This is a genomic window from Flagellimonas baculiformis (genome assembly GCF_033441575.1).
Taxonomy (GTDB): domain Bacteria; phylum Bacteroidota; class Bacteroidia; order Flavobacteriales; family Flavobacteriaceae; genus Flagellimonas; species Flagellimonas baculiformis.
The window spans coordinates 339,458-351,924 of sequence record NZ_JAUZVW010000001.1 but is presented as its reverse complement, the minus strand read 5'-3'; the positions used below and the strand labels follow the sequence as shown (position 1 = coordinate 351,924).

9 protein-coding genes are annotated in these 12,467 nt (G+C 46.3%); 5 read left to right on the top strand and 4 right to left on the bottom strand.

Going from position 1 to position 12,467, the window contains the following annotated elements:
- Positions 1–304 precede the first annotated feature (304 nt).
- From SD450_RS01585 to SD450_RS01575, 3 genes are all read left to right on the top strand, one after another.
- The gene (locus tag SD450_RS01585) at positions 305–586 is read left to right on the top strand and encodes a hypothetical protein (RefSeq protein ID WP_318342904.1); all 282 of its coding nucleotides are present in this window, start codon (positions 305–307) and stop codon (positions 584–586) included.
- Positions 587–611: 25 nt separating this feature from the next.
- Entirely contained in the window at positions 612–1,916 is a 1,305-nt protein-coding gene (locus tag SD450_RS01580) for a phosphoribosylamine--glycine ligase (protein WP_318342903.1), read from the top strand.
- Positions 1,917–1,981: 65 nt separating this feature from the next.
- On the top strand, positions 1,982–2,413 hold the full coding sequence (locus SD450_RS01575; RefSeq protein WP_318342902.1) for a GNAT family N-acetyltransferase: 432 nt from the start codon (positions 1,982–1,984) through the stop codon (positions 2,411–2,413).
- Positions 2,414–2,537: 124 nt separating this feature from the next.
- Here SD450_RS01575 and SD450_RS01570 read toward each other — a convergent pair whose 3' ends face one another.
- From SD450_RS01570 to SD450_RS01560, 3 genes are read right to left on the bottom strand one after another with little or no spacing between them, the layout of a single operon-like run.
- Positions 2,538–4,190, bottom strand: coding sequence for a sodium:solute symporter (locus SD450_RS01570; RefSeq protein WP_318342901.1), 1,653 nt, complete (start codon positions 4,188–4,190; stop codon positions 2,538–2,540).
- Positions 4,191–4,221: 31 nt separating this feature from the next.
- Positions 4,222–5,547, bottom strand: a complete 1,326-nt coding sequence (gene xylA, locus SD450_RS01565; RefSeq protein ID WP_318342900.1) for a xylose isomerase — start codon at positions 5,545–5,547, stop codon at positions 4,222–4,224.
- A 13-nt stretch (positions 5,548–5,560) separates the two neighbouring features.
- On the bottom strand, positions 5,561–7,045 hold the full coding sequence (locus tag SD450_RS01560) for a xylulokinase (protein ID WP_318342899.1): 1,485 nt from the start codon (positions 7,043–7,045) through the stop codon (positions 5,561–5,563).
- 297 nt (positions 7,046–7,342) lie between these two features.
- Here SD450_RS01560 and SD450_RS01555 point away from each other — a divergent pair, with 297 nt between their 5' ends.
- On the top strand, positions 7,343–8,401 hold the full coding sequence (locus SD450_RS01555) for a LacI family DNA-binding transcriptional regulator (protein ID WP_318342898.1): 1,059 nt from the start codon (positions 7,343–7,345) through the stop codon (positions 8,399–8,401).
- A gap of 27 nt (positions 8,402–8,428) precedes the next feature.
- Here the strand turns inward: SD450_RS01555 and uxaC are convergent, their stop codons facing one another.
- Complete coding sequence (gene uxaC / locus SD450_RS01550; RefSeq protein WP_318342897.1) at positions 8,429–9,862, bottom strand: glucuronate isomerase; 1,434 nt, start codon at positions 9,860–9,862, stop codon at positions 8,429–8,431.
- A 418-nt stretch (positions 9,863–10,280) separates the two neighbouring features.
- On the opposite strand from uxaC, the gene SD450_RS01545 reads away from it, so the two are divergent.
- Positions 10,281–12,461, top strand: coding sequence for an alpha-glucuronidase family glycosyl hydrolase (locus SD450_RS01545; protein ID WP_404828210.1), 2,181 nt, complete (start codon positions 10,281–10,283; stop codon positions 12,459–12,461).
- Positions 12,462–12,467 lie beyond the last annotated feature (6 nt).

Sequence of the window (12,467 nt, the reverse complement as noted above, 5' to 3'; positions counted from 1 at the left end):
ATGCTAGCAAACAACGATGTTGGGGTTTTGGTGTATAGGGAATTCGTCTCCAAAACCATCTACAGGGTAGGTGCCCAACGAAGAGAATATATTCCCAACATCTCTATGTCAAAGAATGTTTTTGGCATTGGCTCCCAGATGGTGCATCCCTTTTTTTCACTCAGTCCGAATAAGGCCTGTTCTATACGGGAATTCCATAGTGGGACTTTTTAGCCGTATGTCTTCAGGACAGCTGACTTTTTGCACTGACAAAACTGAATCTTTTGATCCAAATCCATATACTATCAAAACTATTATAATTTCAATGACCCCTATTTTGTCCTGGATGGACAATCCCCAAGAAAATACCCTTGACACCATGTATGATTGCTCGGAAAAAACCACCCATCCTTTTGTGGATGGGAATGGCAACACCTACCTATTTCACAGTGTGGAAAATGCTGGTTTGGAACCGGGCCATCTTTCCGAAGAATTCTTTGTAGGCCACCATTTCGGGTTGACCTATAGGATAGCGAAAGAATTGGATGGTGATCCGAATGAAACCTTTGGGAGGTATATCGGTACCGGGCTTTCATTGGTTTATTGATTTCATAGCACATTCTTAACTTTTCATGGAAAAACTAAAAAAACAAGAGCAAAAGGGAAAAAGGATATTGTTTGTATCCCGCTGGGGTGAAACTTTGGATGTTGCCCTAGCTGCACAAAATGAGGGACAGCAGGTAAAACTGTTCATTGAGGATAAATCCTCACGGGAGATTGGGTATGGTTTTGTACCCAAAGCCCTGGATTGGAAAAAACACGTCGCATGGGCGGATTGCATTGTATTCGATTATACGGGCTATGGTGAAGAATACGAAGAATTAAGGGCCGCAGGAAAATCGGTCTTTGGGGGTTCCCTCTATACCGATCGTCTTGAACTGGACCGTAATTTTGGCCAGGCAGAACTTCGAAGACACAAAATAAGGACCTTGGCGTCCAAGGATTTTGACTCGTTTTCCGAGGCCATCGCCCACATCGAATCCCATCCCAATCCCTACGTGCTCAAACCGTCGGGCAAGACACAGGACCTCAAACAACTTTTGTTTGTGGGCAATGATGACCGTGGACTGGATGTGATCCGGATGTTGTATGCCTACGAGAAATCGTGGGGGGACCGCTTTGGCACTTTTCAATTGCAGCATAAGGTAAAGGGCGTGGAGGTTTCCATTGGGGCCTATTTTAACGGAAAACAGTTTTTACAACCAGTGAACATCACATTTGAGCACAAGAAACTGTTTCCCAAGGAACTAGGGGTGTCCACGGGGGAAATGGGGACCAGTATGTTTTGGACAAAGGACTCTCCGTTGTTCCAGAAGACATTGGAGCCTTTCGAAAGCACTTTGGCACAGCAAGGGTTCCGTGGGCATATTGACCTGAACTGTATTGTGAATGGCAATGGCATATATCCTTTGGAATTCACCTCCAGATTTGGATATCCCCAAGTGTTCATCCAAAGGGCCGGTCTGGTGGACCCTATCAGCACGCTGCTTATGGGAGTCGCGGATGGGACCAAAAACCAGATCCAGGTAAAAAAGGGATTCCAGGTCGGTGCATATATTGTGGTGCCACCGTTTCCGTACGACGATAAAAAAACATTTGAGCTTTTTTCCAAGGACGCGGTGGTTGTATTCAAAAAAGACCAAAAAGAGGGCGTACATCCCATGCACGTAAAAAAGGTAAACGACCAATGGCTCATTACGGGGAATACCGGAATTGCGGTCTTGGTCACCGGAACGGGAATTACCATGCGCGATGCACAGCGCAATATGTACAACCGTATCCAAAATGTGATTGTCAACAATGGGTATTACCGCACCGATATTGGTGATCGATGGCTGGAAGATTCGGATAAATTGTGGTCGTGGGGACTGTTATAGATTTAGACCGAACTGGGAGACAATTTCTAAAGTGGGAAGGATCCCCAGATCAATTCTTGACGGCGATGCCCGAGGAATGGCGTTTGGATTTTTTCCTGTATATGGAGAGTTCTATGGACAGGATGGAGTTGTATGCAATAATGGAACAGGGCCACATTTTAGGGGGAGGAATGCTATTCAAGGGACTTCCCCCAGAGATGGGAATTTTTGAAAAGGAAGTGGAGCCTTTTGTGGAAAACGGTCATTTATATATCGGTTTTCTATTTGTGGTGCCAGCGTATAGGGGGCAGAACCTAGGAAGCACCTGGTTGGAATGTATAAAGACGTTGCATGGGGACAAAGGTTTTTGGCTCACCGTTGAAGAACCAGGTTTGATTGCGTTTTATGAAAAAAACGGGTTCAAGTGGACGGCTACGCTTATACAGGGTCAGATTTGTGAAGAACTTTTGATTTGGGAACCACCGAACCATTTTGAAGGCCGGCCAAAAACCTCTTGACAAAATTTCTACATCTGATTTTTGATAATGTGTTTAAGTTTCAAAAATCTCTTTTGAAAAACTCAATTCCCCATATATCCTATGTATTTTACTACTTCATTCTATATGTTGTATAACGCCTTCGCTACCCCGTGAAATAGGATAGAATTGCGATTACTATGACCACCAGCAATACGGAGAGTACCACATCGACTTTGCTATAACTTCCCTTGGTGGCCGCTTTGTCCTCAGCGGACAAGGTGCCAAAGGAAAGCCCTTTGATGGTCACATAATCCGGTGGCGTCGTGGCCAAGCTGACCGATACACAAAGTACCACCGAAAAGATGAACATAAAAATGGCCATGTGGGCAAAGTTCACAGTGGCAAACTGGAAAAGAAAGCCTGACACTTCTTCTCCAGCCGTTATTTGTGGCTGATAATAAATTTCGGAGCCCAACCTGAGGATCAACAGGACCAGACCTGCCAAAAGCGTCGTAATTGCAGCTTTGGAATTGACCCGTTTCCAGAGAATGCCCAACAAGAACACGGCTGTTACTGGAGGTGCAATGTAGGACTGAACATTTTGCAAGTATTGGTACATGACCCCACCACCGATCTTGTCCATGATCGGGATCCAGATGATTCCCAGCACCACTATGATCCCTGTGGCTACCTTACCGATGGTCAATAGTTCACGCTCGGTCTTTTCTGGACGAAGTTTTTTATAGATATCCATGGTGAAAATGGTGGAGCAGGAGTTGAACACCGATGCCAAGGAACTCATTAGGGCGGCCATAAGTCCCCCGGCCACCAAACCTTTCAACCCTACAGGCAGAAGGGTCTTGACCAGCATAGGAAAGGCCCTATCGGCACGGTCAACGTTAAAAACCTCAGGATTTTGGATGGTCAGGGCAAAGGCAATGATACCAGGAACCAAAAATATCAGAATGGGCATCAGCTTCAGATAGGCCCCAAAAATGGCCCCTCGTCTTCCTATTTTTATATTGTTGGCAGCAAGGGTTCGTTGCACAATATATTGATCGGTACACCAATACCAGATTCCCACTATGGTTCCACCGATTAACAGCCCCGTCCATGGGAACTGTGGGTCGCTCATGGGGCGCCACATATTGAAGTGGTCCGGGCTAACGGAGGTGACCGTTTCCCGGAGTTGTCCCCAGCCACCCACTTCTTGCAGTCCCAGATAGGTGATGATCAATGAACCCAAAATCAAGATCACGGTCTGTAACGTTTCGGTGTAGATCACGGCCTTCATCCCACCAATGATCGTATAAATGCCAGTAAAGACCACTACGCCAATGGCACCATACCAAAAAGGAATCCCCAAAAGTTCCGAGACCACGATGCCGCCGGCATAAATGGTCACCGAGACTTTGGTCAACACATAGGCGACCAACGAAAAAATGGAAAGAAACCAACGGGAACGACTGTCAAATCGTTTTTCAAGGAACTCTGGCATGGTGAAAGCCCCACTCCTGATATAGAAAGGGAGAAACAGCCAACCCAACAGCAGTACGATCCAGGCATGAAGCTCATAATGGGCCATGGGCGTGCCCGATTCAAAGCCGGTGCCGGCAAGTCCCACAACATGTTCCGAACCAATGTTCGATGCAAAGATGGAGGCCCCGATCACAAACCAGCCTACATTCCTGCCTGCCAAAAAGTAATCCTCGGTGTCCTTGTTTTTTTGGAGGACCACCCATGCCGCCACTGCTATAAGGGCCAAGAAATAAATGCCGAGAACGATCCAATCCGGCGTTTCCAAAACTGATTCCATAATTGTTGGGTTTAGCTTGTTCGGTTATAATTTATATGTACTGGTTGATGATGTTTTCAAACAACTCTTGCTTCCCGCTCCGCTTTTTGATGTTTGGGTTGGAAGAGGCATGTGCATGAAGGTCTTCCAAAGTGAGTTTTCCCTCTTCGAACGCTTTTCCGTTCCCAGAATCAAAAGAAGAATAGCGATCACTTCTCATGCTGACATATTTGGAATTTTCCAATATTGCATTTGCGGCTAACAATGCCCTTGAAAATGCGTCCATCCCTCCAATGTGGGCATGGAAAATATCTTCCAGATCTGTGGAATTTCGTCTGATCTTGGCGTCAAAATTGATTCCGCCGCCCTGAAAACCACCTGCCTGAAGGATCACCAACATGGCTTGGGTGAGTTCATACACATCCACAGGGAATTGGTCGGTGTCCCACCCGTTCTGATAATCGCCCCTATTGGCATCGATACTTCCCAAGAGGTTGTTGTCCGCGGCCACTTGGAGTTCGTGCTCAAAAGTGTGTTGGGCCAAGGTGGCGTGGTTCACTTCGATGTTGAGTTTGAAATCGCCCAAAAGGTCATATTTGGTCAGGAAGCCGAGCACGGTCGCCGAATCAAAATCATATTGGTGCTTGGTGGGTTCCATCGGTTTTGGTTCGATGAAAAAAGTGCCCTTGAAGCCCTGCTTGCGGGCATAGTCCTTGGCCATGTGCAGAAAACGGGCCATGTGGTCCAGTTCGCGGCCCATATCAGTGTTCAACAGGGACATATACCCCTCGCGTCCTCCCCAGAAGACGTAGTTTTCCCCACCTAGTTTGATGGTGGCGTCCAAGGCGTTTTTCACCTGTGCGCCAGCGAAGGCGACCACATCAAAATCAGGATTGGTCGCAGCGCCGTTCATATATCGGGGATTACTGAAGCAATTGGCCGTTCCCCAGAGTAATTTTACCCCCGATGACTTCATTTTTTCTTGGGCATAATCCGTGATGAGGTCCAATCGTTTTTCAGATTCGGCAAGGGTGGCCCCTTCCGAGATCAGATCAAAATCATGGAAGCAATAGTAGGGCGCGCCAATCTTGGTCATGAACTCAAAAGCGGCGTCCATTTTGTCCTTGGCCTGTTGGATGGGGTCTGTGCTTGTAAGCCATGGAAAATCTTGGGTAGGGGCACCAAAGGGATCTCCACCTGTACCGGTGAAGGTATGCCAATAGGCTATGGCAAACCTGAAATGCTCCTTCATGGTCTTGCCACCTACAACTTTGTTTTCATCATAATACTTGAATGCCAGTGGGTTATCGGATGATTTTCCCTCATATTGGATTTTTCCTATCCCTTTAAAATATTCTTTGTCTCCTGTTGTGATCATGATTGTGGTTTATTCAGTTATCAATATATTTTTTCAATTCTTTTTTCCATGTTTGATAGGCTTCGTGGTACGCTGCGGCTGAAGCTACAGGTTCATGGGTCATCTGTATGGCATCAGATGCCGTTGCCTCGCCGATGCTCTTGAAATCTCCATGGGCAAAGGCCGCCGCCCTCGCCGCCCCTACGGCCCCAGTGGTCTGCACAATGTCTATTTTACTGTTCGTCAGCGTGGCTATGGTCTGGGAGAACAGCCCCGCCCTGAACAAATTGTCGTTGCCTGCTTTGATGGAAGCGATCTCCACCCCATCATTCTGAAGGATTTCCATGCCATACACAAATGAAAAGGCAATACCTTCGAGTGCCGCCCTGAATATATGGGGAGCTTTGTGCACATTGAAATTGAGGTTCAACACCCGCGAGCCCTTATTGCAATTTTCCAACATTCGCTCTGCTCCGTTGCCAAACGGCAAGATCTGTAACCCTTCGGAACCCACTGGGATGGACTCGGCTTGTTGGTTCATGTTGTCATAAGAAAGACCATGGGTGAGCTCGTTCTTGATCCAGCTATACTGGATCCCGGTGCCATTGATGCAGAGCAACTTTCCGATACGGGGTTGATCAGCAGAATGGTTGGTGTGGGCAAAACTGTTGATGCGCGTGTGTTCCCTTGTTTTTTCGTGTCCGGATATGGCATAGACCACCCCGGAAGTGCCCCCAGTGGCAGCAATCTGTCCAGGTTCCATTACATTGAGGGAAAGTGCATTGTTGGGCTGATCGCCCGCGCGGTACATGATGGGAATGCCTTCGGGCAGCCCGGATTCCGCTGCGCCCTGTTTGCTCACAAAGCCTTGTTCCGAAAAGGAGGGCCGTATTTCTGAAACCAATTCAGGGTCAATGCCTGCATCTTCCAGAAGCCATTTGGCCAGTTGGTTTTTCTTAAAGTCCCACAGGATTCCTTCCGAAAGTCCGGAAGGGGTGGTCACACACTCTCCAGATAACTTTAAGGCGATGTAATCCCCTGGCAACATGAATTTGTGGATTTTTCCATAGATGCCAGGTTCGTTGTCCTTCACCCATTTGAGTTTGGAAAGGGTGAAATTGCCCGGCGCGTTCAACAAGTGCTCTACACATTTTGTGGGCCCAACTTTGTTGAAGATCTGTTCCCCAGTTTCCACCGCCCTGCTATCGCACCAGATGATGGAAGGTCTGAGAGGCTTAAGATCTTTGCCCACGGTCACCAACCCGTGCATCTGATAGGAGATACCGATACCCTTGATGTCAGTTTTGACTATGTTGTTTTTGGATATCAGTTCGTGGGTGGCGTCGCACACATATTTCCACCACAGGTCGGGATCCTGTTCCGCCCATCCGCGGTTGGGGGAATCAATGGGCATTTCCATTTTTGGCTGCTGCGCCATATCCACCACACGGCCATCATCGGCACTTATCAATGCAGCTTTTATGGATGAACTACCAATGTCGAATCCTATCCAATACATGAATTTTGATCATTTGGTTAATTTCTATGCTCTTCAAATATAAACAACGGAATCGATTGCGTACCTTTATTTCCGTAAATTATACAGAAATGACATTTTTTTATAATCCCGAACTTTATTTTTTCTCATTGGGGAAAATTAAGCTGAAATAATCAAAAAACAAGGTATTTTGTATGAATAAGTGTTTTTTCAACAATTTAAAAAAATTATTTTATAAGGAAACTAAAAACTAATTTAGTGAATTGAAGTTCAAGCTTATCCCTTATTGTGCTTGAAAAACCTAACGGTATTTGACAGATGAAGATTAAAAAGGAGGTTACCATTTATGATCTCGCCAAAGAATTGAACTATTCCCCCTCGACGATTTCAAGAGCTTTGAACAACCATAAGAGCATCAGTAAGAAAACCATCAAACTGATCAAAGAGGCTGCGGAGGAAATGGGGTACCGTCCGAATAATTTGGCAGCAGGGCTCAGGAACAATAAGAGCAATACCATAGGAGTGCTTATCTCCAGGATAAGCAGGCCTTTTCAAGCTTCCTTGATCAGTGGTATTGAGGAAACTGCTAGAAAGGCTGGGTACAATGTGTTGATCAGCCAGTCCAATGATAAGTACGAAAACGAAGTGAGCAACTGCAATGCCCTTTATGATAGCAGGATCACAGGGTTAATTGTTTCCCTATCAATGGAGACAGTGGATATGGGCCATTTTCAAAAATTTATAGATCTGGGGATTCCCATTGTCTTTGTGGACAGGGTGCCGGATAATTTCAATTCGTACAAAGTCGTGATCGACAACTACACTGCTGGATATTCGGCCACCAAACATTTGATAGACCAAGGCTGTACCAGGATTGCACATTTTGCAGGGGCGCAGCACAGAAATATTTACGAAGAAAGAAAAAAAGGATATCTGGATGCATTGCGTGAATCTGGTCTCCCCATTGATCAAGACCTCATCATCCATTTTAAGACCCTGAGTTTTGAAGAAGGGAACAAGGCCACCAAGAAACTTCTAAAAATGCCCGAACCGCCCGACGGCATATTTTCTGCAAACGACACGGCTGCCGTGAGTGCCATTATGTGCGCAAAAAAAATGGGAATAGAGGTTCCCCAGGAATTGGCCGTGATAGGGTTCAATGACGACCCGATAGCGTCCATTATGCAGCCTTCCCTTTCCACCGTATCGCACCCGGCCAGTAAAATGGGGGCCATTTCGGCCAAAAGAATCCTGAACCATTCCGGACAAAATTATGATGCCGACCTCACGGAGATAACGGTCCTTGGTACGGAAATCATTGTAAGGGACTCTTCTCTGAAAAAAGCCAAGATACTCCATTCCAGCAAGACCAGTTGATACAATCGAGTAGGAGTGTAGCCCTTCTTATCCATTTTCCAAAGGAACTTTTTCCACATAAGTGGGAAACTGGAAAAATTCCTTGGCATTGTTGTAGGTAATATCCGTTACAATTTTCCCGATCCATTCCATATCGTTCGGCAAAAGACCGGCCTTGATGTCGTTGCCCAGCATATTGCAGAGAATTCTTCTGTAATATTCATGCCGTGGGAAGGATAGGAAACTCCGGCTGTCCGTAAGCATCCCAACAGAACAGCTCAACAGTCCCATATTGGAAAGGGCGTTCAATTGATTGGTGATGCCATCCATTTGATCGAGGAACCACCATGCCGCCCCAAACTGTACCTTGCCCTTTATACCATCCCCGTTAAAGTTGCCCGCCATGGTGGCAAACAGTTCATTGTCGTTGGGATTGGAGTTGTACAGCACGCTTTTTGGGAGATGGCCTTTGTTGTTCAGGCTGTTCAATAGACCGGCAAGTTGTTCGGCCTGTTGGAAATCACCTATGCTGTCCACCCCTGCATTGAAGCCGACCTTGGACAAAATGACTTCGTTGGTGTCCCGAATGGGACCCAAATGGAGTTGCATGGTCCATTTTTTCTCGGTGTAGAAGCCAGCCAAAAGGACAAGGATGGCAGATTTGTATTGGGCCACCTCTTTTTTGGAGATGGTCTTGTCCTGCAGACGTTCCGACAGGATGTTGTTGATCTCCGCCTCGGTAAAATCCATCGCATAAGCATGTGGAAGGCCGTGGTCTGAAAGTCGGCAACCGTTTCTATGGAAATAATCCACTCTTTTCTTGATGGCCTCGCCCAAGGATTCAAAATCGGTGATCTTGATGTCAGTGATTTTGGAAAGTGAAGCGAGGTAATCGGGAAATGTCCCTTTTTCAATGGAGATCAGCCCATCCGGCCTGAAAGTCGGGAGCACCTTTACGGGCCAACCGGATTCGGCAAGGTCCCTGTGATGGTCCAGATTGTCCAAAGGATCGTCCGTAGTGCAGACCACCTCAACGTTCATTCTGTCGATCAGGCCACGTGCCGAATAATCCTCCATGCCAAGTTTGGCGTTGCATTCTTCATATATTTTTCCTGCAGTCTTGGGGGTCAAAAGGTCACCGATCCCAAAATAACGGCTGAGTTCCAGATGGGTCCAGTGGTATAGGGGATTGCGAAGGGCATAGGGAACCGTTTCTGCCCATTTCTTGAATTTTTCACTGTCTGGTGCATCACCTGTTATGTACTTTTCCGGAATACCCAGGGCGCGCATGGCCCTCCACTTATAATGGTCCCCATCGATCCAGAGTTGGGTCATGTTTTTAAAAACTCTATTCTCAGCAAGTTCATTTGGCGGCAGATGGGAGTGGTAATCTATGATGGGCTGGTTTTTTGCATAGCAGTGATATAGTTCTTTGGCATAGTCGGTTTCCAACAGAAAATTATCGTGAATGAATGTTTGCATGTGGTTGTTTCTTTTGGTGATGCTTAGATGGGTGTAGTGCTTTCCGTGCCCATTGTCAGTGCCCCGAATAGTAGCAGCGGTTTATGGAATGGTTGATGGGGTGTCATAAAATGGAAAATCACATTCCAGGCCTTGTGCTGTATCAGCCTTGACATTGTCAAGTTTGTCCTCGGAGTTCTGATTATGCCCCACAAAAAGAAGAAGAAAGGGGCGAAGCAATAGGCGAGGTTCAAAAATCCCATAGTTTGGCGGTGAGAGATTTATTTTTGGTAACTGGACTTCAAATTTCGTAAAAATAATTATATTCGCAATCGATTGCGTTAAACATTTTATCAATCTGTGCATTTTTTGTGTAATTTACTAAATGCAATTGATTGATTTAATGATTGATCTATATTTTTTTGCTGATTTCTAAATCATGGGACAATCCTTGAAGGTAAAGACCGGTTGCTTTTTTATGTTTTTTATGCTCTTGTCCAATACACTGTTGTCAATGACAGATGGATATGGACTTTGGCTGGAATATAAGAAGGTTTCGGATGCCGGATTGTTGCAGGCTTACCAAGATCAAATCCCAAATGTTTACGTGGACGAAGGCTCAGAGACCCTAACAGTTATAAAGAAGGAACTGATCAAGGGCCTCGGTACATTATTGGATAAAGATGTTGTTTTCAAGAAGTACGGAGATGGGAAAAGGGGCCTCGTTGTGTCAACCTTTGCACATCTGCCCCAGAGCTTGCAAAAGCATGTGGACATCAACACCTTGGAAAGGGAGGGCTTTGTCATCAAATCCATCAAGGAGGCAGGGGAGTCCTATATCTTGCTAAGTGCAAAAGAGGATATCGGTCTGTTGTATGGAACTTTTCACTTGTTGAGACTGATGCAAATGCACCATTCGTTGGAAGATCTCAACATAATAGATTCACCAAAGGTGGACATTAGGATGTTGAACCATTGGGATAATCTGGATCGAACCATTGAGCGGGGCTATTCAGGTTTTTCCATCTGGAACTGGCATACGCTTCCGGATTACACCGACCAGCGTTATATAGACTATGCCCGTGCCAATGCTTCCATTGGGATCAATGGCACAGTGCTTACAAATGTGAATGCCAACGCTCTGATCTTGACCCCCCATTATCTGGAAAAAGTGAAGGCCTTGGCCGATGTATTCAGACCCTACGGCTTAAAAGTATACCTCACGGCAAGGTTTTCCGCGCCCATTGAAATAGGGGGACTGAAGACCGCCGATCCCTTGGATGCCGATGTGATCCAATGGTGGAAGGAAAAGACCAAGGAAATATATGACCTGATCCCAGATTTTGGTGGTTTTCTGGTGAAGGCAAATTCGGAAGGGCAGCCTGGTCCACAAAATTACGGACGTACCCATTTGGATGGGGCCAACCTACTGGCAGATGCCCTGTCACCTTTTGACGGGGTGGTGATATGGCGCGCCTTCGTATATTCCGAACACGACCCCACGGACCGCGCCAAACAGGCCTATAGTGAGTTTGTGCCCGATGATGGGAAATTCAGGAAAAATGTATTGATCCAAGTAAAGAACGGCGCCATCGATTTCCAACCTAGGGAACCGTTCCATCCCATGTTCGGGGCCATGCCACAGACCCCTTTGATGATGGAATTTCAGATTACCAAGGAATATTTGGGGTTTGCCACACACCTTGTCTATTTGCCCAAACTCTTCGAAGAGGTCCTTCAATCCGATACGTATAGCAAGGGAAAAGGCTCTTTGGTGGCCAAAGTGGTGGATGGGACTTTGGACGATAAAAAATTGACCGGCATGGCAGGGGTTTCCAACATAGGAACAGACAGGAACTGGACAGGCCATCCTTTTGGGCAGGCCGATTGGTATGGCTTTGGAAGACTGGCATGGGATCCCTATCTCGATTCGGAAACCATTGCGGAGGAATGGCTGCGATGCACGTTTACCACTAATCAAAATTTTGTGAAACCGGTCAAGAAAATGATGATCGAATCCCGAGAGGCGGTCGTAAATTACATGAACCCTCTGGGGCTCCACCATATTTTTGACACGGGCCACCATTATGGTCCCGGTCCTTGGGTGGACAACCTCTCCAGACCGGAATGGAACCCCGTGTACTATCACAAAGCGGATGAAAAAGGTATTGGATTTGATAGAACGGGAACCGGAAGTAATGCCCTATCCCAATATGCACCGGAAATCGAAGAAAAATTCAGTGACCCAAACACTTGTCCAGAAGAATACCTTTTATGGTTTCATCACCTGCCGTGGGATTATCAGCTTAAGAACGGAAGAACACTTTGGGACGGGCTGGGAATCAAATACCAAGAAGGCGTGGATCAAGTAAGGGAAATGATAAAGACTTGGAACGCCATGGAACCTTATGTCGATGAATTTCGGCACCATCAAGTTTCCATGTTGTTGGACATACAATTGAAAGAGGCAAAGTGGTGGAAAGATGCCTGTATGCTATACTTTCAAACCTATTCCAAGATGGATTTTCCAAAGGAAATGGGACAGCCGGAGAACACCCTCGAACATTACAAATCGCTACAATTTCCATACGCTCCGGGAATCCGGCCCAGTTGGAACTAATACTCA

Bases quoted from the DNA above. Each gene is read 5' to 3' on its own strand.
- SD450_RS01585 (WP_318342904.1), top strand. From the start codon at position 305: ATGACCCCTATTTTGTCCTGGATGGACAATCCCCAAGAAAATACCCTT.
- SD450_RS01580 (WP_318342903.1), top strand. From the start codon at position 612: ATGGAAAAACTAAAAAAACAAGAGCAAAAGGGAAAAAGGATATTGTTT.
- SD450_RS01575 (WP_318342902.1), top strand. From the start codon at position 1,982: ATGCCCGAGGAATGGCGTTTGGATTTTTTCCTGTATATGGAGAGTTCT.
- SD450_RS01570 (WP_318342901.1), bottom strand. From the start codon at position 4,190: ATGGAATCAGTTTTGGAAACGCCGGATTGGATCGTTCTCGGCATTTAT.
- xylA (WP_318342900.1), bottom strand. From the start codon at position 5,547: ATGATCACAACAGGAGACAAAGAATATTTTAAAGGGATAGGAAAAATC.
- SD450_RS01560 (WP_318342899.1), bottom strand. From the start codon at position 7,045: ATGTATTGGATAGGATTCGACATTGGTAGTTCATCCATAAAAGCTGCA.
- SD450_RS01555 (WP_318342898.1), top strand. From the start codon at position 7,343: ATGAAGATTAAAAAGGAGGTTACCATTTATGATCTCGCCAAAGAATTG.
- uxaC (WP_318342897.1), bottom strand. From the start codon at position 9,862: ATGCAAACATTCATTCACGATAATTTTCTGTTGGAAACCGACTATGCC.
- SD450_RS01545 (WP_404828210.1), top strand. From the start codon at position 10,281: ATGGGACAATCCTTGAAGGTAAAGACCGGTTGCTTTTTTATGTTTTTT.